Raw genomic sequence first — 21,270 nt, 5'->3', positions numbered from 1 at the left:
AGCGATCGACCGTTGTGTCCAGAGGCGGTCCGCTACGCGGCCCATCGCAGCCTGCGGCAGCGGCTACAGGTCGCGGTGTATGACACGGCATAAAAAACCGGCCCTCACAGGCCGGTTTTTTTATGCCCCGCTCAGCTCACTCACGCAGGTCCGACTCGTGAATCGGCTGGTCGCGATGGGTCGCGCGCTGGTACTGCGCCGGCCAGATCGCCTTGTGCCCGCTCAGGTCGTCGTCGGCATGCAGCGGCCAGTACGGGTCGCGCAGCAACTCGCGGGCAAGGAAGATGATGTCGGCCTGACAGGTACGCAAAATGTGCTCGGCCTGGGCCGGCTCGGTGATCATGCCCACGGTGCCGGTGGCGATCCCCGACTCCTTGCGCACCCGTTCGGCGAAGCGGGTCTGGTAGCCCGGGCCGGTGGGGATCTCGGCATTGACCGCGGTGCCGCCCGAGGAAACATCGATCAGGTCCACACCCAGGGCCTTCAGGCGGCAGGCCAGCTCGACGGTTTCGTCCGGGTTCCAGCCGTCCTCCACCCAGTCGGTGGCCGACACCCGGACGAACAGCGGCAACTCTTGCGGCCAGACCGCCCGCACCGCCTCACACACCTGCAGGACCAGGCGAATGCGGTTATCGAAGGAGCCACCGTACTGGTCGCGGCGCTGATTGCTCAGGGGCGAGAGGAATTGATGCAGCAGGTAGCCGTGGGCGGCATGCACTTCGACCACCTTGAAGCCGGCGACCAGGGCGCGTTTGGCCGAGTCGACGAAGGCCTGGACGATCGCGGCGATCTGCCCCTCGTCAAGTTGGGTCGGCGGTGTATGTTGCGGGTCGAAGGCAATCGGCGAAGGGCCTACCGGGACCCAGCCGCCCTCCTCGGGCTTGACGCTGCCATGCTTGCCCAGCCACGGCCGATGGGTGCTGGCCTTGCGTCCGGCGTGGGCCAGCTGGATGCCGGCGACCGCGCCCTGGGCGGCGATGAACCGGGTGATGCGTTGCAAGGGTGCGATCTGTTCATCGTTCCACAGGCCAAGGTCCTGGGCGGTGATGCGCCCGTCGGCGGTGACCGCCGTGGCCTCGGTGAAAATCAGTCCGGCGCCGCCCACGGCACGACTGCCGAGGTGCACCAGGTGCCAGTCATTGGCCAGTCCATCTACGCTGGAGTACTGGCACATGGGCGATACCGCGATGCGGTTGAGTAAGGTCAATTGACGAAGGGTATAGGGTTCAAGCAGCAGACTCATGGGGCACCTCTCGATCAGTGGTCAGGCTCCAGGGTTCTGTTTGAAAAGTCGACGAGTGACTGGAAAGGAACAGCGCCCGCCCCCGCGGGAGAAAAAGGACAAGACGTCACAAGGCCAATCAAGCAGTGTTTAGAGACTAGTCGACAACGGCGCGACCAGCAGGGTTCCGACACATTTTGCCGAGGAAGGTAACGGTGGCCTGGCGTTTTTTTCGCGAGCAAGCTCGCTCCTACAGAAGCAACACACTCCCTGTAGGAGCGAGCTTGCTCGCGATAGCGTCAGCAGCCTTAACGCGGTTCGATATGGGCGATCATCAGTTGCACGGTTTCCTGGCCGCGGAACTCGTTGAGGTCCAGCTTGTAGGCCAGTTCCACCCAGCGGATGGTCGGGTTCGGCCAGATATCGCGGTCGATGCCGAAGGCGATGCCGTCGAGTTTCACCGAGCCGCATTCACTGCGCAGCACCACCTTGAGGTGACGCTCGCCGACCACGCGCTGTTCCACCAATTGGAATACGCCATGGAACAGCGGCTCGGGAAAGTGCTGGCCCCAGGGCCCGGCATGGCGCAGGGCGCGGGCCAGTTCGAGGTGGAACTCTTCCACCGCCAGGGTGCCGTCCGACAGCAGGCGTCCGGTCAGGTCTTCCTCGCGCAGCTGGCGGCGCACCTCGGCATCGAAGGCTTCGGCGAAGGCCGGGAAATTCTGCTCCGGCAGCGACAGGCCGGCGGCCATGGCGTGACCGCCGAACTTGCTGATCAGGTCCGGATGCTTGGCCGCCACCGCGTCCAGGGCGTCGCGGATATGAAAGCCCGGCACCGAACGCGCCGAACCCTTGAGCATGCCTTCGCCGGCGTCGGCAAAGGCGATGGTCGGCCGGTGGTAACGCTCTTTCAGCCGCGAAGCGAGAATCCCGATCACCCCCTGGTGCCAGTCGGGCTCGAACAGGCACAGGCCGAACGGCATCGATTCCACCGGCAAGTCCTTGAGCTGGGCCAGGGCTTCGCGCTGCATGCCCTGCTCGATGGATTTGCGATCCTGGTTCAACTCGTCCAGCTGGCTGGCCATTTCCCGCGCCAGGGCCATGTCATGGCTGAGCAGGCATTCGATGCCCAGGCTCATATCGTCCAGGCGACCGGCGGCATTCAGCCGTGGGCCAAGGATGAACCCCAGGTCGGTGGAGGTGATGCGCGACGCCTCGCGCTTGGCCACTTCGAGGATCGCCTTGATCCCCGGCCGCGCGCGCCCGGCACGAATCCGCTCCAGCCCCTGGTGCACCAGGATGCGGTTGTTGGCGTCCAGCGGCACCACGTCGGCGACGCTGCCCAGCGCCACCAGATCCAGCAGTTCGCCGATGTTCGGCTGCGGCTTGGTTTCGTACCAGCCAAGGCTGCGCAGGCGGGCCCGCAGCGCCATCAGCACATAAAAGATCACCCCGACCCCGGCCAGGGCCTTGCTCGGAAACTCGCAGCCGGGCTGGTTCGGGTTGACGATGGCATCGGCCGCCGGTAACTCGTGGCCCGGCAAGTGGTGGTCGGTGACCAGCACTTTCAGCCCGGCCGCCTTGGCCGCCGCCACGCCCTCGACACTGGAGATGCCGTTGTCCACGGTGATCAGCAGCTGGGGCTGGCGCTCCAGGGCCACCGCGACGATTTCCGGGGTCAGGCCGTAGCCGTATTCGAAACGGTTCGGCACCAGGTAATCGACATGGGCCGCGCCCAGCAGGCGCAGGCCAAGCATGCCCACGGTACTGGCGGTGGCGCCGTCGGCGTCGAAGTCGCCGACGATCAGGATGCGTTCGCGCTGCTCCAGCGCGGTCACCAGCAGGTCCACCGCGGCCTCGATGCCCTTGAGCTGCTGGAACGGGATCAACCGCGCCAGGCTCTTGTCCAGTTCAGCCTCGGACTGCACGCCACGGGCGGCGTACAGGCGGGTCAGCAACGGCGGCAGATCACCGAGAAACGGCAGGGTGGCGGGCAACTCACGAGGTTCGATACGCATGGGGTGACAGAAGCTTCTCTTCGATACGGGGGATACAGCGAAACAGCGCGCGGCGTGGCGAACTCAGCGCTCGCCCAACAGCCATTCCAGCTGGACTTCGTGCTGGCCACGATCGTCGGTGACGAAGATCGTGCCTTCGCTGATCATCACGTCCCACTTGATAACGCGCGGCATGTCCTTGGCCAGGACTTCCAGGACGTCCTGGGGCACGCCGGCGATATTGAGGTTCTTCAGGTTCTTCACCGCGTCCACTACCCGGGTCTGCCACACGCGCAGGCTGCCGTAGGCCAGCAGGCTGGTGCGTTCGGTACGGCGCGAGCACCAGGTCAGGCGCTCGGCGTCCGGCTGGCCGACTTCGATCCAGTGCAGCACACGGTCGTCCAGGCTTTTTTCCCACAGGGCCGGCTCATCCACTTCCGACAGGCCACGACCGAACGACAGGTGTTCGTTGTACCAAAGGGCGTAGGCCAGCAGGCGCACGGTCATGCGCTCTTCAGTTTCCGACGGATGGCGGGCGATGGTTTGCTTGACGCTTTCGTACACCCCGCGATCGAGGTCAGTCAGGTTCAATTCAAACTTGTAGGTGGTAGACGGCTGGGCCATGGACGGGGCTTCTTGATACGAGGAAAGGCGGCAAGTCTAACCGATGCACGGGCCAATCCACGAATCGCGCACCATCATCCTTTGGCGAGGGAGCGCCGGGCTATGTTAAAACGCTCTACCGTCCAATCTTTGTCCTACAAGGATCTTCCATGCCGCTTACCGCCAAACCCCTTGCCGGCCTGAAAGTCGTCGAACTCGGCACCCTGATCGCCGGCCCGTTCGCCTCGCGTATCTGCGCCGAATTCGGCGCCGAGGTGGTCAAGGTCGAATCGCCCGATGGCGGCGACCCGCTGCGCAAATGGCGCAAGCTGTATGAAGGCACGTCGCTGTGGTGGTTCGTCCAGGCACGCAACAAACAGTCCCTGACCCTGAACCTCAAGCACCCGGACGGCCTGGAGGTGCTGAAGAAGCTGTTGGCGGAGGCCGACATCCTGATCGAGAACTTCCGCCCCGGGGTCCTGGAAAAACTCGGCCTGGGCTGGGACACCCTGCACGCGCTCAACCCCAAGCTGGTGATGGTGCGCCTGTCCGGCTTCGGCCAGACCGGGCCGATGAAGGACCAGCCCGGCTTCGGCGCGGTCGGCGAGTCCATGGGCGGGCTGCGCTACATCACCGGTTTCGAGGACCGCCCGCCGGTGCGCACCGGCATTTCCATCGGCGACTCGATTGCTGCCCTCTGGGGTGTGATCGGCGCGCTGATGGCCCTGCGGCACCGCGAGGTCAACGGTGGCCAGGGCCAGGTGGTGGACGTGGCGTTGTACGAAGCGATCTTCGCCATGATGGAAAGCATGGTCCCGGAGTTCGACGTCTTCGGTTTCATCCGCGAACGCACCGGCAACATCATGCCCGGCATCACGCCCTCCTCCATTCACACCAGCGCCGATGGCAAGCACGTGCAGATCGGCGCCAACGGCGATGCGATCTTCAAGCGCTTCATGCAGGTGATCGGCCGCGACGATCTGGCCAACGACCCGGCCCTGGCCAGCAACGACGGTCGCGACAGCCGGCGCGACGAGCTGTATGGGGTCATCGATCGCTGGGTCAATTCGCTGCCGCTGGAGCGCGTGCTCGAATTGCTGAACCAGGCGGAAGTCCCCGCCAGCCGTATCTTCAGCGCCGAGGACATGTTCAGCGATCCGCAGTTTCTCGCCCGGGAGATGTTCCTCCAGGCCAAGCTGCCGGACGGCAAGGCATTCAAGATGCCCGGCATCGTGCCGAAACTCTCGGACACCCCAGGCTCGTCCGAATGGGTCGGCCCCGCGCTCGGCGAACACAATGCCCAGGTGCTGGGCGCCCTGGGTTACGACGAGCAGCAGATCAAAAGCCTGCGTGACAGCGGCGCGATCTAGCGTTGAACACGATTTCGCGACAATGAGAGTTTTACCGACAAGGATCAGCAGCCTGATGAACCCATGCAGTGGCGGGCGAATGATTCGCGGGATAGGTGTGTTTTGTATGTTGCTGGCACTCGGCACCTGGCCCCAGGTCAGCCAGGCCAGGAACACCTTGATCTGGGTCCTGCGCGACCTGCCGCCAACGACGATTTTCGAAGGCCCGCAAAAAGGCCGCGGGGTGATCGACCAGGCCTTGCCTGTGCTGATGGCCAGCCTGCCGGAGTACGACCACCAGATCGTGCACGTCAACCGCGCCCGGGGCATGCAGATGCTCCGGGAGCAACCCTTCGTCTGCGATCCGGCGCTGATGTTCAACCTGCAGCGGGCACAGTGGATCGCGTTTTCCATCACCAGTTTTCGCGTGTTCAGCAACGGCCTGGCGGTGCGTCGCAAAGACCGTGATGGCGTGCAGCCGTTTATCCACGACGGCCAGATCGACTTGCGTGCGCTCCTGGCCAGCGCCCCGCACAACGTTGGCGTGGTGGCCGAGCGCAGTTATGGCGAGCAGATCGACAGCCTGCTCGCACAGGCGCCGCCCGGAGCCCTGATGGCCCACTACGGCAACAGCGCCATCGGCAACCTGCTGCAGATGCAAAGGCACGGACGCCTCAAAGCCCTGATCGGCTACCAGCCGGAGATTCGTTTCCAGGCGCAACAGCAAGGGATCGATCCGAACGAGCTGGAGTTCTACCCGATCCAGGGCATGCCCAAGTATCAATCGGTGAACGTCGGCTGTTCGAACACAGCGCAGGGCCGCCAGGCGGTGGAGCGCATCAACCGGGCGCTGCTCGAACTGCGCCCGGACACCTTGCTGGAGCTTTATGCCCAGTGGCTGGAACCGTCGCTGCGCGAGCAATACCGCAGCGATGCCCTGGCGTTTTTCCACGACGCGCCGCAGCGCTAAAAAATCCGGGCAAAAAGAAACCCCGAGCAGTGGGGAGACGACTCGGGGTTAAACGTGGTCTGCAAGCAGACCCGTGCAACAAGCGACAAGCACCGGAGCACAATGCTCGATCCTGTTGCCAAGGGTCTGACTGATGGGCTGAAGCGAAGGTTCCCGAAAATTTCCAATCAGCGTGCGCTGTCGAACGCCTTCTCCTGGGCCACATTGCGCAAGGCCGCGATGACACAGGGTTCCAGGCGACCTTCGGCGATCAATACGTCGCGATGCAGGCCGTCGACGACATCGGTCAACTGGCGCTTGTCGGTCAACTGGACCTGGTTGAACTCACGCTCGACCACGATGGCCCCCAAGGCATTCTTCAGGGTCACCAGGCATTCCCCTTGCGCGCGCGGGGTCAGAGTTACCTGATACGGGCTCAAAGCTTCACCCAACAATAGGCTGATACTTTCCATCTCGATCACCACTCAATAGCTGGAATTAAGGCTCGAATACACCAATGCCGGTAGCTTTCTGGCATTCAAGTGACCACCGCCCAGAGAAGAAAGTTCGCAACCGCTGGCGGTTGCCGACCTGAGTTGATCCAGCATGCCCGCAAAACATGACAGATAAAAAACAGCCCGTATCAGACTAGAATCGGCACTTCAAACCAGAAACGAACGCGACGGTGCCGGCTGATCGATCAGCGCCTCGACCTTCTTGTAGCGCGATACCGCCTGTTGGCAGGAGTAGCGCCGAGGGTCGATCCGGACCGGCATCGCAACCTGCTCCCGGGGCGGATTTTCAGGCCTTGCGCAGGTCTTTCTGGCAGGTGGGGTTGTGGCCATGGGGGCCCTCTCCTCAAGCGGTTGGCAAAGCCCGGCGGCGCAGCGATGACGGTTGCCCGGCTGCTGGGCCTGGCCAAAATGCTGCCTTCTCACCGGAGCGAGTCTTGAATCAAACAATCAATAAAAAACTGCGGATCGTCCTGGCCGACGATCACCCGATTTTCCTCATCGGCCTGCGGGCGGTGCTGGAGCGCGACGACAACCTGGAGATCGTCGGCGAAGCCAGCTCCCCGACCGCCCTCGGCGAACTGCTGCAAAGCTGTCCCTGCGAAGTCCTGGTCACCGACTTCATGATGCCGGGAGAGCAGCAGAACGACGGCCTGCGCCTGATCGAGCAACTGCGCCGGCATCACCCCGAGCTGCCGATCGTGGTGGTGACCATGCTCAACAACGCCGGGCTGTTCCGCTCGATTCTCGACCTGGGCGTCATGGGCCTGCTGAGCAAGGCCAGCCTGGCCGATGAGCTGCCGGCGGCGATCAGCCATGTGCGTCGCAACAAGGTGTTCGTCGCCCAGGCCATCCAGCAACTCCTCAGCCTGGCGGGCGAGGTCGGGCCGGATCGCCTGCTGTCCGGGGAACAGCTGTCGCCCCGCGAACTCGAAGTGATCCGCCTGCTGGCGGCCGGGCTGACGGTCGGGGAAATCGCCGCCAAGCTCAGCCGCAGCAAAAAGACCGTCAGCACCCAGAAGGTCAGCGCGATGCGCAAGCTCGGCCTGTCCAGCGCCGCGGCGTTGTACATCTACGTGCAGGAACACGGGCTGGCCTGAACTCAGGCTCAGCCCATCTCTTCGCCGAGGTCGGCCCTCACGCGCCGGGCGATCCACTGACGCACGGCGACCGCGCTCATGGGTTCGGCGATGAAGCAGCCTTGCAGGCGCGCCTGCCCCAGCCGTTTGGCCGCCTCGTAGTCGGCGGCGCTCTCGATACCGGCCAGCACCAACCCCAGCGACATGCGCCGGGCCATGCTCATGGCGCCGGCCACCACCGCCGACTTGCGCTCATCGGCCGCCAGCCCACAGACAAAGGCCGGCGGGATCTTCAGCTCGGTGAACGGCAACTCCAGCAGGCGCTGCAGGCTGGTGCCACCGGTGCCGAAGTCGCCAATCGACAGCTTGCAACCGATCATGCGCAGGCGCAGCAGGGCCTCGACATGGGCGGTGTCGGTTTGCAGCTCGGTGGTCTCGACGATTTCCAGGGTCAGCAGGCGTGCCGGTACTTCAAAACGGCGCAGCAGGGCTTCCAGCTGGCGCGCGAAGTTCGGCAGTTCCAGCATGCCCACCGGGATGTTCACCGAGATCGCCAGCGAACGGCCCATGACCAGGCGCACCCCGGCCGACAGCTGCATGGCCTGCTCCAGCATGAGCCAGGTGAAGGCTTCTTCCAGCCCGGCGAACTCGATCACCGGGAGGAACTCGGCGGGCAGCATCAGGCCATGCTCCGGATGCTGCCAGCGGGCCAGCGCCTCGACGCCCTGGACCTCGCCGTCCTGGCTGACCACCGGCTGAAAGTGCGCGACCCCATGGCGCAGTACCGCCGCCTGCCCTTCCTCGGCAGTCGGCACTTCAGGCTGGAATACATCCAGCCCCAGGGTTTCGCGCACCTGGGCCAGCGACAAGGCTTGCGGGCCCGGCTCGAAACATTGCTGGTACAGGCTCAGCAGTTCATTGACCAGGGTCACCGAAGCCGGCTTGGGCAGGCAGCCCAGCACATTCAGGCCCTGCTGCCGGGCCATGGCCGCGGCGCCTTCGCGGACATCCGCTTGCGCGTCGCTGAGAATGATCAGCGCCTTCGCCCGCTGTTGCTCCGCCAGGTAACGAATCAGCTCCAGGCCGTCGGCCTGCTCCAGGTACAGATCGCAGATGGCGATGTCCACCGGCCCCTTGCTGTCCAGGGATTGCCGGGCGGCGGCAACGCTTTCGGCGTTCAACACGTTGAACACGCCGTTGGCGTTGAGCATCTGGTGCAGGGCCATCAACTGGAACGAATTGTCTTCAAGAACGAGCACTTTCAACGAGTGCATGCAACGACCTCCGATACGGCGAGAGCGGCGAGAATCCGCAGCGGGCCGGTACGTTAATCGCAGAGGGCAGGTCGCCCCATAAGACAAGTCTTAATCGCTACCCAGGTGCGGCTCGATATCGCTGCGCAAGCAACCGATGGCTTCCTTAAGACGCAGCCAGTGCTCCGCCAGCACCGCCGTCGAGCGGGCCCGGGCAACGCCCTCCAGGTCGATGCAGACCTGGGCCAGCGGCAGCGCATCGATCAGGCAGCAGACCCCTTTGAGGCGGTGGGTGGACGCGCCGATACGCGCCCAGTCCTGCTCCAGCACCGCCGACTCGAGGGCCACCTGCTCCTGCCCCAGGTTGCTCCACAGCTCGCGCAGCATGCGTTGCAGGATCGGCTCGTCGGCCTGGGTCATGCTGCGCAGGGTCTGGATATCAAAGGATGGCGGCGGCAAGAAACGCGCAAGCATCTGCGCCAGCCGGTCCAGGGTCACCGGCTTGACCAGCAGCTCGTCCATGCCGGCCTGCTCGCAGCGCTGCTGTTCATCCTCGAAGGCATTGGCGGTGCAGCCGATCAGCGGGCAGGCGTCGCGCCCTTCCCGGACCTCGATCTCACGTATCGCTTCGCTCAGCTGATAACCGCTCATGCCCGGCATGTGGCAATCGCTCATCACCAGGTCGAACGCCTCGCCCTGCCAGCGCGCCAACGCCGCCTCGGCGCTGTCGAGCGCCACCACCTTGTGCCCGAGGAACATCAGTTGCTGGCTGAGCACCATGCGATTGGCCCGCACATCATCGACCACCAGCACCGACATGCGACGGCTCTGCGGACGCTCGCTGGTCACCTGGGGCGACTGGCTGAAAGCCTCGACCACTTGCTCCGGATAGAGCTCGAGGGTCACGCGGGTCCCCGCGCCGGGTTGGCTTTGCAGCAGAATGCGGCCGCCCATCAGCTCCACCAGTTGCTTGCAGATGCTCAGGCCCAGGCCGGTTCCGCCCTGCTCCGGCGTCGTCTGCACATGGGCCTGAATGAACGGATCGAACAGGCTCGCCTGTTTCTCCGGGCTGATACCTGGCCCGGTGTCGGCCACGCTGATGCACAGGCGATCGGCGCCATGCTCATCTGCCTGGCGCTCGACGGATACCCGCACCTCGCCGACCTGGGTGAACTTCAGGGCATTGCTCAGCAGGTTGTGCAGCACCTGGCGCAGGCGCAATGGATCGAGCCAGTAGAAGCCGTCCGCCGCCTTGTCGAAGGCCAGCGTCAGGTGCAGCCCCTTGTTGCGCGCGGTGACCTCGAACAATTGCTGTATGTCTTCGAAGAAGCCTCGCAGGGCCACGGTCTGCGGCGCCAGCTGCATATGCCCGGCCTCGATCTTGGCCAGGTCGAGGTTGTCGCCCATCAGGCCGACCAGCTCCTGCGCCGACTGATAAGCCACGCGCAAGGCATCGGAAAACGGCATGCCGCGCAGGCGCGCCTGTTCCTTTTCCAGCTCCAGCAAACCGATGATCGCGTTCATCGGCGTGCGAATCTCATGGCTCAGGGTCGAGAGAAAGGCGCTCTTGGCGTAGTTCGCCTGATCCGCCGCGCGACGCGCCTCCAGCAGCTCTTCCTCGAGGCGCTTGCGCTCGGTGATGTCGATCCAGCCCCCCAGCAGCCCCTGCAACTCGCCCTGGGCGCTGTAGAACGGCACCGTCCATTGATAGACCTGCACCGGGCCGTTCCTGGATTCGATCTGCCGGTCGACGAACACCGACTCCTGCGACTCCAGCTGCTCCAGGAACTCGCGGTGCAGCTGCCGGGCCGTGGCCTCGGGCAACACATCCAGCTCGGTCAGGCACAGCCCCTTGATCTGTTCCAGGCGCATGCCGGTCTGGGTTTCGTAGCTTTTGTTGCAGGTGATCAGGCGTCCGGCCAGGTCGCGGACGAAGATCGGGTTGGGGATGCCGTCGAGCAAGGCGCGCTTGAACGCCAGCTGGTCGTTGAGCCGTTGCTCGGCTTGCAGGCGCTGGCGGATCTGCCCCTTGAGCCGGGTGTTCCAGGCCAGGGACAGCAGGCCGAACAGGATCGCAGTAAAGGTGACCCAGTAGATCCACGCTGGCACTCGCTGCCACATCGGCACCGGCACCGGCGTCACCCCCAGCCATTTCAGGCGGATGGCGCTGAGCTCGGCCACCGGGAAGGCTTCCAGGGCCTTGTTCAGGATACTCAGCAGCTCGGGCTGGTCCCGGCGCACCGACAATTCGTCGGCCGACCACTTGCCCTCGACGCTGCGGCCGATGCGCAGGCCGTTCGCCGGGTAGCCCTGCACCTCGACTTCGTTCTGGATGGTCGCGTCGGCCTCGCCGCTGGCCACCAGGGCCCGCGCCTCCAGGTAGGTGTCGACCAGACGCAGGTGGACCTTCGGGTAGTTCTGCCGGACGTAGCTCTCCAGCGCATGCTTGGCCGGAAGCGCCAGGACCTTGCCGGCCAATTGGTTGAAGGTATTGAGCTGGATGTCGTCGGCGCGCACCACGAACACCCAGGCCGAACCGCCAAAGGCATGGGTGAAGTCGAGGAAGCCGCAGCGCTCATCGTTGGCCGACAGCGTGGTGTTCATCTGCGCCCGGCCCTTGAGCAGCAGATCCAGGGTGTGGGCCGTGGAGAAGGTTTCCTCCTGGACGAATTGCAGCCCGGTCATCCTCGAGATGCGGTTGAGCAGGTCGATATTCAGCCCGGCCCACTGGCCGTCCTTATCCTTGAACACGTAGGGCGGAAACTGCTGGGACGCCACTACCACATGCTGATGCTCGAGCAGCCAGGCGCGCTCCTGCTTGCTCAGCTTGATCCGCTCGTCGCCAGTGCTGGCACCCAGCCCGGTGGTCCAGCGGGCCAGGATCTCCCGCCGCGTGGAGTCGTCGATGCTTTGCAGCGCCTGTTCGATCAGGCGGCCGAGCAGCGGGTCGGTCTGGCGCGTGGCGAAGGCAAAGCCGATCGGCGGCAGCCGGCTTTCGGTGCGGACCTGCAACCCCAGGTAAGGGCGCAGCGCCTTGTAGGCTCGGACGATCACTTCATTGCCGATAAAGGCATCGACATCCCCCTGTTTCAGGGCTTCCAGGCCGCTGTACAGATTGGGCGAAAGAATGATCTGGCTGTGGGGATAGGCCGCATGGGCAATCTTGGCGTCCGCATAGCCCTCCAGCAGCACCACTTTCTTGCCAGCCAGGTCTTCGGGAATTTCCGCCTCGTCCCGGCGCACCACCACGACCGCGCGGTCGGGCATGTAGTCACTGGAGAAATGCAGCCCCGCGGCGCCACGCTCATAACCGTTGGCGCTGGTCAGGATATCGATCGCCCCCGTGCGCAGCGCCTCGACCGCCTGTTCGCGCTCGGAGAACCCCAGGACTTCCAGGGACACGCCCAGGCGTTCGCCGACCAGGCTCAGGTAATCGGCGCTGATGCCCTGGTAACGGTTGCGGTCGCGGGTGATGTCGATCGGCTGGTAGTCGTCGATCGAAATGCCCACCTTCAAGGTGCCACGGCCCGCCAGCCATTGCCGTTCGGCCGAAGCCAGGGTGAGCGGTTGCAGCTGGACGAAGGCCGGCACCAGCTTGAAGGGCAGGTTCTGCGCCGCCATCAGGCACGGGGCCAGGGACAGCATCGCCAAAACCATCAATGTGCGGAAAACCGGGCGCAGCAACATAAGCATCCTGTGAGTGATCCTCGACGCGGCGTCGCCCTGTCCTTGTGCCCTGTCCTTGAGCTCGATCCTTAAAGACGCGTCGCGATAAACAGCCTGTGTATAAAAAGACAAGGCCCGTCAGAGACGGGCCTTGTTGACGATCGATGTCACTCGATCAGAGCGGTTTGCCGCGATTGCCATGCTGGCTGACGAAGGCCTGGACGGCCTTCAGGTCGTTGGCCAGGACGGTGCAACGCTCTTCGCGCTGGAACAGGTCGGACAGGTGCGCCGGCAATTCCAGGGCCTTGCCGATCCCGGCCTTTTCCACCGCTTCCGGGAATTTCACCGGATGCGCGGTGCCCAGCACCACCATCGGGATATCCAGGCTGCGACGGCACTCACGGGCGGCCTTCACGCCGATCGCGGTGTGCGGGTCGAGCACTTCGCCGGTCTGGGCGAAGACTTCGGCGATGGTCTCGCAGGTCTGGGCGTCATCCACGGCCAGGGAATCGAACAGCTTGCGCGCTTCAGTCCAGCGCTCCTGCTCGACGCTGAAACCGCCACCTTGCTTGAAGGAGTCCATCAGCGCGGCCAGCGCGGCACCGTTGCGACCGTGCAGGTCGAACAGCAGGCGCTCGAAGTTCGACGAGACCATGATGTCCATCGACGGCGACAGGGTGGCGTGCAGGGTTTCCTTGACGTACTGGTTGCCGCTCATGAAGCGGTGCAGGATGTCGTTGCGGTTGGTGGCGACGATCAGCTGGTTGATCGGCAGGCCCATGTTGCGGGCCAGGTAACCGGCGAAGATATCGCCGAAGTTGCCGGTCGGTACCGAGAACGCCACCGAACGCGCCGGGCCGCCCAGCTGCAGGGCCGCGTGGAAGTAGTAGACGATCTGGGCCATGATCCGCGCCCAGTTGATCGAGTTCACCGCCACCAGGCGAGTGCCCTTGAGGAAGCCCTGGTCGGCGAAGCTGGCCTTGACCATTTCCTGGCAGTCGTCGAAGTTGCCTTCGATGGCGATGTTGTGGATGTTCTCGCCGAAGATGGTGGTCATCTGCCGACGCTGCACTTCGGACACACGGTTGTGCGGGTGCAGGATGAAGATATCGACGTTGTCGCAACGCTTGCAGCCTTCGATGGCGGCCGAACCGGTATCGCCGGAAGTGGCGCCGATGATCACCACGCGCTCGCCGCGCTTCTCCAGCACATAGTCCAGCAGGCGACCCAGCAGTTGCAGGGCGAAGTCCTTGAACGCCAGGGTCGGGCCGTGGAACAGCTCCAGGACCCACTCGTTGCCGTTCAGCTGGCGCAGCGGGGCAATGGCGTTGTGGGAAAAGGCACCGTAGGTTTCCTCGAGGATTTTCTTGAAGTCGGCATCCGGAATGCTGCCGGTGACGAACGGGCGCATCACCCGGAAAGCCAGCTCGTGGTATGGCAGGCCGGCCCAGGAAGCGATTTCCTCCTGGGTGAAACGTGGCAGGTTTTCCGGTACGTACAGGCCGCCGTCGCTCGCCAGGCCGGCCAGCAGGACGTCTTCGAAATTCAGGGCCGGTGCCTGGCCGCGGGTGCTGATGTAACGCATGACTGGCTCCTCTAAAAAGAGTTCTCAAGCGGGAGCCGCCGGGGCTCCCGCAACGAAGCGGATTAGTTCAGGTGCTCGACGCGGATCCGTACGACCGGACCGACCACGCCCTGCAGGGCTTCCAGCGCGGTGATCGCATCGTTGATGCGCTGTTCCACCACCCGATGGGTCAGCAGGATCATCGGCACCAGGCCGTCGTGTTCTTCGACCTCTTTCTGCATGATCGACTCGATGTTGATGCCGCGCTCGGACAGGATGCTCGCCACCTGGGCCAGTACGCCCGGGTGATCCTTGGCCTGGATCCGCAGGTAGTAGGCGCTTTCGCAGGCCTCGATCGGCAGGATCGGGTGGGCCGACAGCGAGTCCGGCTGGAAGGCCAGGTGCGGCACGCGGTTCTCCGGGTCGCTGGTCATGGCGCGAACCACGTCCACCAGGTCGGCGATCACCGACGAAGCGGTCGGCTCCATGCCCGCGCCGGCGCCGTAGTAGAGGGTGGAACCGACGGCGTCACCGTTGACCATCACCGCGTTGAACACGCCATTGACGTTGGCGATCAGGCGATCGGCCGGGATCAGCGTCGGGTGCACGCGCAGCTCGATGCCGGCATCGGTGCGGCGGGCCACGCCCAGGTGCTTGATGCGATAGCCCAGGGCCTCGGCGTAGTTCACGTCGGCGGTGGTCAGCTTGGTGATACCTTCGGTGTAGGCCTTGTCGAACTGCAGCGGGATACCAAAGGCGATGGACGCCAGGATGGTCAGCTTGTGCGCCGCGTCGATGCCTTCGACGTCGAAGGTCGGATCGGCTTCGGCGTAACCCAGGGCCTGGGCCTCGACCAGCACGTCTTCGAAGGTGCGACCCTTCTCGCGCATCTCGGTGAGGATGAAGTTGCCAGTGCCGTTGATGATCCCGGCCACCCAGTTGATGCGGTTGGCCGCCAGGCCTTCGCGGATCGCCTTGATGACTGGAATACCACCCGCCACGGCGGCTTCGAACGCCACGATCACCCCCTTCTCACGGGCCTTGGCGAAAATTTCGTTACCGTGTACGGCGATAAGCGCCTTGTTGGCGGTGACCACATGTTTACCATGCTCGATGGCCTTGAGTACCAGCTCGCGGGCAACGGTATAGCCGCCCATCAGCTCTATGACGATGTCGATCTCAGGGTTCGTGGCCACTTCGAACACATCGTTGGTAATCGCAATACCGGTCGTCTGGAACTGAGGCTTTGGCGTGCGCATGGCAATTTGTGCCACTTCGATTCCACGCCCGGCACGACGAGCAATTTCCTCGGCGTTGCGCTGAAGTACATTGAAGGTACCGCCACCGACGGTACCCAGCCCACAGATGCCCACTTTGACCGGATTCACTCTGAACTCCCCATGAAACGGCCGACACTAGGTCGGCCGTGGAAAACAGCCGCAAACCACACGGCTCTCTATTAATGACGCGTCGGCCACAACCGCCGCGCCATGATCGTCAAAGGCTCGACGACGCAGGATTATTTCGCGCCCAGCGCCAGTTTGGCGACTTGTGGCGCAGGCTGGTAGCCCGGAATCACTTGGCCGTCGGCCAAAACGATGGCCGGCGTGCCGTTCACACCGATCGACTGGCCCAGGGCGAACTGCTTGGAAACCGGGTTGGCGCACTTGGCGGCCTTGATTTCCTTGCCATCGACCATCTTGTCCATGGCCGCTTTCTTGTCGGCCGAGCACCAGACCGCCTGCAATTGCTCGTCACCCGGCGAACCCAGGCCCTGGCGCGGGAAGGCGACGTAACGCACTTCCACGCCCATCTTGTTCAGCTCAGGCACTTCGGCGTGCAGCTTGTGGCAGTACGGGCAGGTGGTGTCGGTGAAGACGGTGATGTGGGTCTTGGTTTCGCCGATGGCCGGGTAGACCACGGTTTCAGCGACCGGAATGGCGTTGATCAGCTTGGCCACGCCCAGGCGCTCGGTCTTTTCGGTCAGGTTGACCGGCTTGCCGTCCTTGAGCTGGAACAGGTAGCCCTGCATCACGAACTGGCCGTCGGCGCTGGCGTACAGCACGCGGCTGCCCTTGAGCTTGACTTCATAGACACCGGGCAGCGGACTGGCGCTGATGCTTTCTACCGGGACTTCGAGCTGCAGGCCCTGGAGGCTTTTACGAATCGCTTTTTCGGCGGCGTCATCGGCCATAACAAAGGTACTGGCCAACGCAATGGCTGCGGCGGCGATAATCTGGGTCACGCGCATTGGGAACTCCTGAAGGCGGACAAATGGGACGGTCAGAACGCCCGTACTGGAACACCGGGTCATAACGGCCCACTTTGCAAACCGGCAAAGCCTACCACATAAGGCCCGCCTGGCGGGCTCCCGCTGAGCCAAGCCGGTCATTTGCCGATCAGCGCAGAGCCGCTCTTGTAGCCGCTGCCGAGCCTGCGAGGCTGCGCTCGGCGGCGAAGCCGACGCAAAACCAAGCACCCTGGTATTTCAGATTGGCGACGGCTACGCCGCCGAACGCAGGCTGCGCCAGCGGCTACAGGTTCAACCGCGGGGATGGTGCTTGGCGTGCAGGTCCTGCAGACGGGCCCGGGCGACATGGGTGTAGATCTGGGTGGTCGACAGGTCGCTGTGGCCGAGCAGCATCTGCACCACCCGCAGGTCGGCGCCGTGGTTGAGCAGATGGGTGGCGAAGGCGTGCCGCAAGGTATGCGGCGACAGCGACTTGCCGATCCCGGCGACCTTGGCCTGATGCTTGATCCGGTGCCAGAAGGTCTGCCGGGTCATCTGCTCGCCGCGCAGGCTGGGGAACAGCACATCGCTGGGCCGCCCGCCGAGCAGCTCGCCCCGGGCATCGCGCATGTAGCGCTCGACCCAGACAATCGCTTCCTCGCCCATCGGCACCAGGCGCTCCTTGCTGCCCTTGCCCATCACCCGCAGCACGCCTTGGCGCAGGTTGACCTGCTCCAGGGTCAGGCTGATCAGCTCGGTGACCCGCAGGCCGCAGGCATACAGGACTTCAAGCATGGCGCGGTCGCGCTGGCCAATGGCCTCGCTGAGGTCGGGAGCGGCCAGCAGGGCTTCGACATCGGCCTCCGACAGGGACTTGGGCAACGGCCGCCCCAACTGCGGCATGTCGACTTGCAGCGTGGGGTCCACGGCAATCAGCTTTTCCCGCAGCAGGTAACGATAGAAGCCGCGCACCCCGGAGAGAAAACGCGCGGTAGAACGCGGCTTGTAGGCTTGCTCCACCCGCCAGGCGAGGTGGTCGAGAATCAGCTCGCGGCCGGCATTCACCAGTTCCAGCCCCTTTTCCTGCAGCCAGCCGTTGAACAGCGCCAGGTCGCTGCGATACGCCTCGCGGGTGTTGTCCGAGAGGCCCTTTTCCAGCCATAGCGCATCGAGGAAGCGGTCTATCAGGGGATGGTCGATGGCGGGCATAAATACTCGAAAGGCGCGGGCTTGAGGCCAGGCGCAAATAAATAGTGAACTGTGCAGAGGGTCGCTAGTCTTTCATAGCCCGCTATTTCAAGGAACAGGGAGCTTCAATGAACGAACAACAGATTCTGTTGGCCTTTGGCGGCATAGGCGTGGCGGCAGTGGGCTGCCAATGGCTGGCCTGGCGCCTGAAACTACCGGCCATTCTGTTCCTGCTGTTGAGCGGCATTCTCGCCGGCCCGGTCCTGGGCTGGCTCGATCCACAAGCGTTGTTCGGACCGCTGCTGATGCCGCTGGTGTCGCTGGCGGTGGCCTTGATCCTGTTTGAAGGCAGCCTGACCCTGCACCTGTCGGAATGGCGCGAGATCGGCAAGGTGGTGCACCGGCTGGTGACCATCGGCGCGCTTTCGACCTGGGCAGTGATCACCCTGGCCACCCATTGGCTGCTGGGCTTCGACTGGCTGCTGGCGCTGCTGTTCGGCACCCTGACCCTGGTCACCGGGCCCACCGTGATCGTACCCATGCTGCGGGTGGTTCGGCCCAAGGCGTCGATCGCCAACATCCTGCGCTGGGAAGGCATCGTCATCGACCCGATCGGCGCCCTGCTGGCGGTGGTGGCCTACAGCTTCATCATCGCCAGCGCCGAGGGCCAGGGCCTGCAGCACAGCCTGATGACCTTCGGCGGGGTGATTCTCTGCGGCAGCCTGTTCGGCATCGTCGGCGGCTGGGTGCTGGGGACCATCATGCGCCGCCAGTGGCTGCCGGAATACCTGCACAACCTGGCCACGCTGGCGGCGGTGCTGGGCATCTTCATCGGCGCCAACCAGGTGATGCATGAGTCCGGCCTGCTGGCCGTGACCCTGATGGGCATGTGGATGGCCAATATGAAGGACGTCGACGTCCGGCACATCCTGCACTTCAAGGAAAACCTCAGCGTGCTGCTGATTTCCGGGCTGTTCATCCTGCTGGCGGCACGCCTGGACCTCAATGCGCTGATCGCCCTGGGGCCGCTGGTGTTGATTCTGCTGCTGGTGATCCAGTTCATCGCCCGGCCCTTGAACGTGCTGCTATCCACCGCCGGCTCCAATCTGAACTGGCGCGAACGGGCCTTGCTGGCCTGGATCGCACCGCGGGGCATCGTTGCCGCGGCTGTCTCGGCGATCTTCGCCATTCGCCTGGACCAGGCCGGCCATGAAGGCGCGCTGCTGCTGGTGCCGCTGACCTTTGCCGTGATCATCGGCACCGTGGTGCTGCAAAGCGCCACCGCGCGGCCGCTGGCCCGCCTGCTGAAAGTCGCGGAACCGGCGCCGAGTGGCTTCCTGATCGTCGGGGCGAACGCTCCGGCGCGGACCATCGGCAAGGCCCTGCAACAACTGGGCAGTCGCGTGCTGCTGACCGATTCGAGCTGGGAAAACATCCGCGCCGCGCGCATGGACGGCCTGCCGACCTACTTCGGCAATCCGGCGTCGCAACACGCCGATGCCCATCTGGACCTGGTGGGGCTTGGCCATCTGCTGGCGCTGTCGCCCTCCGGCGAACTGAACACCCTGGCCTCCATGCGCTTCCGTCACGACTTCGGCCATCAGCGCCTGTTCGGCCTGGCCAACAGCCAGGAAAGCCGGCGCACCGACAAGCACCGGGCCAGCCATGAACACCGCGGGCATCTGCTGGGCAGCGAGGCGCTGTCCTACAGCAAACTGGCCAGCCTGCTGGGACAGGGTGCGGAGCTGTACAGCACCAACCTCACCGAAGGCTTTGGCTGGGAGGATTACCAGGCGCTGCACGGCGAACGGGCGACCCTGCTGTTCGCTCGCGACAGCAGCGGCTGGGTGCATGTGGTGACGCCGGACAGCGCCCTCAAGCCCACAGCGGGCTGGACCCTGGTGGCGTTGATTCAGAAGGATATGGCGGCCTGATAGCCCATCGCGGGCAAGCCTCGCTCCTACAGAACGGTGAAATCCCGCAGGAGCGAGGCTTGCTCGCGATCAGTCGACAAACCCCGGCAGCACCGGCACCGGGCGCTTGTCGTCATCGATGGCGACAAAGCTGAACAGGCCGTGGATGGCTTTCTCCCGCCCATCGCAACTCATACTCTCGACGAAGACTTCAACCTCGACCTTGAGGCTGGTGTTGCCGACCTTCACTACCCGTCCCACCAGCTCGACGATGGAGCCCGCGGCAATCGGGTGATTGAAGTCGATACGGTCGGTGGACACGGTGACCAGCGGCAACCGGCAGAAACGGGTCGCGGCGATGAACGACACTTCGTCCATCCAGGCCAGCGCCGTGCCGCCAAACAGGGTGTTGTGGTGATTGGTGGTCGACGGGAATACCGCCTTGGTCACGCGGGTGACCGACAGCTCGGTCCGGCGTTGGATTTCTTGCTCGCGGGGGCTCATGGTTCTACTGCCTGAAACACACTTCGGGGATAAATGACGGGCAACAAAAAAGCAGCCCGTAGGCTGCTTTTTTCTGCATCGGAAGCTGGACTTAAGCCAGTTTTTCCTTGATGCGAGCTGCTTTACCCGACAGGTCACGCAGGTAGTACAGCTTGGCTTTACGTACGTCACCGCGACGCTTGACAGCCATGCTGTCGATTTGCGGGCTGTAGGTCTGGAAAGTACGTTCTACGCCAACACCGTTGGAGATTTTACGAACGGTGAATGCACTGTTCACGCCGCGGTTACGCTTGGCGATTACAACGCCTTCGAACGCTTGCAGACGGGAACGATCGCCTTCCTTCACTTTCACCTGAACGACAATGGTGTCGCCCGGGGCAAAGGCTGGGATCTCTTTGGTCATCTGCTCTGCTTCGAGTGCAAGAATGATTTTGTTGGTCATGCTGTGCTCCTAAGGTAAATCGTCGGATCTACCATCGATACGTTGTTAACTATCGTCCCGCTCGCGGATGTATTCCTCGAGCAGCTTCTTCTCTTCTCCAGAAAGCGAGCGGCTTTCCAGAAGATCGGCGCGTCGTTCATAGGTCCGACCAAGGGACTGCTGTAAACGCCAACGCCGGATGTGTGCGTGGTTGCCACTCAGCAACACGTCGGGAACACGCTGATCCGCATACACCTCCGGTCGGGTGTAGTGCGGGCAATCCAGCAGACCATCCGTGAAGGAATCTTCCTCCGCGGAATCCGCATGCCCTAAAGCTCCGGGCAGCAGTCGCGTAACCGCATCAATCAGGACCATCGCCGGCAGCTCGCCACCGGAGAGTACATAGTCGCCAATCGACCACTCTTCATCGACATGAGCTTCAATAAAACGCTCGTCAATGCCTTCATAACGACCGGCAATCAGGATCAATGCATCCTCATTCGCCAACTCGCGTACCGCCGACTGAGTCAGTTTGCGGCCTTGGGGCGACAGGTAGATCACCTTCGCGCCCTCCCCGGCTGCCTGCCTGGCCTGAACCAGAGCATCTTCCAGGGGCTTGATCTTCATCACCATGCCCGGGCCACCGCCAAATGGGCGATCGTCCACAGTGTGATGTCGATCCGTGGTGTAGTCTCGCGGATTCCAACAGGTCAGCTGCAAGAGCCCCTGTTTCACCGCGCGGCTGGTTATGCCGTAGTCGCTGATGGCGGAAAACATCTCGGGAAACAAACTGATCACTTCTACGCGCAGGCTAGCCACG

18 protein-coding genes are annotated in these 21,270 nt (G+C 63.8%); 4 read left to right on the top strand and 14 right to left on the bottom strand.

The window, feature by feature from the left end:
* Positions 1-136 precede the first annotated feature (136 nt).
* The 3 genes from DK261_RS00820 to DK261_RS00810 form a co-directional block, all read right to left on the bottom strand.
* Positions 137-1,243 (bottom strand): NADH:flavin oxidoreductase/NADH oxidase, encoded by a 1,107-nt coding sequence (locus DK261_RS00820; RefSeq protein WP_009047156.1) that lies wholly within the window; start codon positions 1,241-1,243, stop codon positions 137-139.
* Between the two features lie 287 nt (positions 1,244-1,530).
* The gene (recJ, locus tag DK261_RS00815) at positions 1,531-3,240 is read right to left on the bottom strand and encodes a single-stranded-DNA-specific exonuclease RecJ (RefSeq protein WP_009047155.1); all 1,710 of its coding nucleotides are present in this window, start codon (positions 3,238-3,240) and stop codon (positions 1,531-1,533) included.
* 63 nt (positions 3,241-3,303) lie between these two features.
* Positions 3,304-3,843 (bottom strand): YaeQ family protein, encoded by a 540-nt coding sequence (locus DK261_RS00810; protein WP_007923023.1) that lies wholly within the window; start codon positions 3,841-3,843, stop codon positions 3,304-3,306.
* Positions 3,844-3,992: 149 nt separating this feature from the next.
* Between DK261_RS00810 and DK261_RS00805 the strand changes: the two genes are divergently transcribed.
* Together DK261_RS00805 and DK261_RS00800 are read left to right on the top strand one after the other, a co-directional pair.
* The gene (locus tag DK261_RS00805) at positions 3,993-5,192 is read left to right on the top strand and encodes a CaiB/BaiF CoA-transferase family protein (protein ID WP_023969736.1); all 1,200 of its coding nucleotides are present in this window, start codon (positions 3,993-3,995) and stop codon (positions 5,190-5,192) included.
* Between the two features lie 106 nt (positions 5,193-5,298).
* Positions 5,299-6,141, top strand: coding sequence for a TIGR02285 family protein (locus tag DK261_RS00800; protein WP_009047153.1), 843 nt, complete (start codon positions 5,299-5,301; stop codon positions 6,139-6,141).
* A 167-nt stretch (positions 6,142-6,308) separates the two neighbouring features.
* On the opposite strand, the gene DK261_RS00795 is transcribed toward DK261_RS00800, so the two are convergent.
* Together DK261_RS00795 and DK261_RS32770 are read right to left on the bottom strand one after the other, a co-directional pair.
* Positions 6,309-6,593 (bottom strand): DUF3509 domain-containing protein, encoded by a 285-nt coding sequence (locus DK261_RS00795; protein ID WP_016702741.1) that lies wholly within the window; start codon positions 6,591-6,593, stop codon positions 6,309-6,311.
* A 189-nt stretch (positions 6,594-6,782) separates the two neighbouring features.
* The gene (locus DK261_RS32770) at positions 6,783-6,965 is read right to left on the bottom strand and encodes a hypothetical protein (RefSeq protein WP_124301179.1); all 183 of its coding nucleotides are present in this window, start codon (positions 6,963-6,965) and stop codon (positions 6,783-6,785) included.
* A 104-nt stretch (positions 6,966-7,069) separates the two neighbouring features.
* Here DK261_RS32770 and DK261_RS00790 point away from each other — a divergent pair, with 104 nt between their 5' ends.
* Positions 7,070-7,732 carry a response regulator transcription factor gene (locus tag DK261_RS00790; protein WP_009047151.1) on the top strand — a complete coding sequence of 221 codons (663 nt, stop codon included), beginning with the start codon at positions 7,070-7,072 and terminating at the stop codon, positions 7,730-7,732.
* A gap of 8 nt (positions 7,733-7,740) precedes the next feature.
* Here DK261_RS00790 and DK261_RS00785 read toward each other — a convergent pair whose 3' ends face one another.
* The 6 genes from DK261_RS00785 to xerD all read right to left on the bottom strand — a co-directional run bounded on the left by DK261_RS00785 (position 7,741) and on the right by xerD (position 17,633).
* On the bottom strand, positions 7,741-8,985 hold the full coding sequence (locus DK261_RS00785) for an EAL domain-containing protein (protein ID WP_110175159.1): 1,245 nt from the start codon (positions 8,983-8,985) through the stop codon (positions 7,741-7,743).
* Positions 8,986-9,075: 90 nt separating this feature from the next.
* Positions 9,076-12,651, bottom strand: coding sequence for an ATP-binding protein (locus DK261_RS00780; RefSeq protein ID WP_038630675.1), 3,576 nt, complete (start codon positions 12,649-12,651; stop codon positions 9,076-9,078).
* A gap of 154 nt (positions 12,652-12,805) precedes the next feature.
* Positions 12,806-14,215 carry a threonine synthase gene (gene thrC / locus DK261_RS00775; RefSeq protein ID WP_016702738.1) on the bottom strand — a complete coding sequence of 470 codons (1,410 nt, stop codon included), beginning with the start codon at positions 14,213-14,215 and terminating at the stop codon, positions 12,806-12,808.
* A 62-nt stretch (positions 14,216-14,277) separates the two neighbouring features.
* Positions 14,278-15,582: a homoserine dehydrogenase gene (locus DK261_RS00770; protein WP_009047147.1), complete on the bottom strand. Its 1,305-nt coding sequence runs from the start codon at positions 15,580-15,582 to the stop codon at positions 14,278-14,280.
* 131 nt (positions 15,583-15,713) lie between these two features.
* Positions 15,714-16,445 (bottom strand): thioredoxin fold domain-containing protein, encoded by a 732-nt coding sequence (locus DK261_RS00765; RefSeq protein WP_007927673.1) that lies wholly within the window; start codon positions 16,443-16,445, stop codon positions 15,714-15,716.
* Between the two features lie 291 nt (positions 16,446-16,736).
* Positions 16,737-17,633, bottom strand: coding sequence for a site-specific tyrosine recombinase XerD (gene xerD, locus DK261_RS00760; protein WP_016702737.1), 897 nt, complete (start codon positions 17,631-17,633; stop codon positions 16,737-16,739).
* 107 nt (positions 17,634-17,740) lie between these two features.
* Here xerD and DK261_RS00755 point away from each other — a divergent pair, with 107 nt between their 5' ends.
* Entirely contained in the window at positions 17,741-19,546 is a 1,806-nt protein-coding gene (locus tag DK261_RS00755; RefSeq protein ID WP_110175158.1) for a sodium:proton antiporter, read from the top strand.
* Positions 19,547-19,615: 69 nt separating this feature from the next.
* Here DK261_RS00755 and DK261_RS00750 read toward each other — a convergent pair whose 3' ends face one another.
* The 3 genes from DK261_RS00750 to trmD form a co-directional block, all read right to left on the bottom strand.
* The gene (locus tag DK261_RS00750; RefSeq protein ID WP_007927676.1) at positions 19,616-20,029 is read right to left on the bottom strand and encodes an acyl-CoA thioesterase; all 414 of its coding nucleotides are present in this window, start codon (positions 20,027-20,029) and stop codon (positions 19,616-19,618) included.
* A gap of 91 nt (positions 20,030-20,120) precedes the next feature.
* Positions 20,121-20,471, bottom strand: a complete 351-nt coding sequence (gene rplS, locus DK261_RS00745; protein ID WP_009047143.1) for a 50S ribosomal protein L19 — start codon at positions 20,469-20,471, stop codon at positions 20,121-20,123.
* Positions 20,472-20,516: 45 nt separating this feature from the next.
* On the bottom strand, positions 20,517-21,269 hold the full coding sequence (gene trmD, locus DK261_RS00740) for a tRNA (guanosine(37)-N1)-methyltransferase TrmD (protein WP_007927678.1): 753 nt from the start codon (positions 21,267-21,269) through the stop codon (positions 20,517-20,519).
* Between the last annotated feature and the right edge of the window lies 1 nt (position 21,270).

It is taken from the genome of Pseudomonas sp. RW409 (assembly GCF_003184125.1).
GTDB classification, from domain to species: domain Bacteria; phylum Pseudomonadota; class Gammaproteobacteria; order Pseudomonadales; family Pseudomonadaceae; genus Aquipseudomonas; species Aquipseudomonas chlororaphis_I.
The sequence above is the reverse complement of the archived record's forward strand: the minus strand, read 5'-3'. Positions and strand labels throughout refer to the sequence as shown.

What these genes read in the sequence shown, in the direction of transcription:
- DK261_RS00810 (WP_007923023.1), bottom strand. Translation starts at nt 3,843, where the DNA reads ATGGCCCAGCCGTCTACCACCTACAAGTTTGAATTGAACCTGACTGAC.
- thrC (WP_016702738.1), bottom strand. Translation starts at nt 14,215, where the DNA reads ATGCGTTACATCAGCACCCGCGGCCAGGCACCGGCCCTGAATTTCGAA.
- DK261_RS00750 (WP_007927676.1), bottom strand. Translation starts at nt 20,029, where the DNA reads ATGAGCCCCCGCGAGCAAGAAATCCAACGCCGGACCGAGCTGTCGGTC.
- DK261_RS00785 (WP_110175159.1), bottom strand. Translation starts at nt 8,985, where the DNA reads ATGCACTCGTTGAAAGTGCTCGTTCTTGAAGACAATTCGTTCCAGTTG.
- recJ (WP_009047155.1), bottom strand. Translation starts at nt 3,240, where the DNA reads ATGCGTATCGAACCTCGTGAGTTGCCCGCCACCCTGCCGTTTCTCGGT.
- DK261_RS00805 (WP_023969736.1), top strand. Translation starts at nt 3,993, where the DNA reads ATGCCGCTTACCGCCAAACCCCTTGCCGGCCTGAAAGTCGTCGAACTC.
- DK261_RS00765 (WP_007927673.1), bottom strand. Translation starts at nt 16,445, where the DNA reads ATGCGCGTGACCCAGATTATCGCCGCCGCAGCCATTGCGTTGGCCAGT.
- DK261_RS32770 (WP_124301179.1), bottom strand. Translation starts at nt 6,965, where the DNA reads ATGGCCACAACCCCACCTGCCAGAAAGACCTGCGCAAGGCCTGAAAAT.
- DK261_RS00820 (WP_009047156.1), bottom strand. Translation starts at nt 1,243, where the DNA reads ATGAGTCTGCTGCTTGAACCCTATACCCTTCGTCAATTGACCTTACTC.
- xerD (WP_016702737.1), bottom strand. Translation starts at nt 17,633, where the DNA reads ATGCCCGCCATCGACCATCCCCTGATAGACCGCTTCCTCGATGCGCTA.
- DK261_RS00800 (WP_009047153.1), top strand. Translation starts at nt 5,299, where the DNA reads ATGTTGCTGGCACTCGGCACCTGGCCCCAGGTCAGCCAGGCCAGGAAC.
- DK261_RS00795 (WP_016702741.1), bottom strand. Translation starts at nt 6,593, where the DNA reads ATGGAAAGTATCAGCCTATTGTTGGGTGAAGCTTTGAGCCCGTATCAG.
- rplS (WP_009047143.1), bottom strand. Translation starts at nt 20,471, where the DNA reads ATGACCAACAAAATCATTCTTGCACTCGAAGCAGAGCAGATGACCAAA.
- DK261_RS00755 (WP_110175158.1), top strand. Translation starts at nt 17,741, where the DNA reads ATGAACGAACAACAGATTCTGTTGGCCTTTGGCGGCATAGGCGTGGCG.
- DK261_RS00780 (WP_038630675.1), bottom strand. Translation starts at nt 12,651, where the DNA reads ATGTTGCTGCGCCCGGTTTTCCGCACATTGATGGTTTTGGCGATGCTG.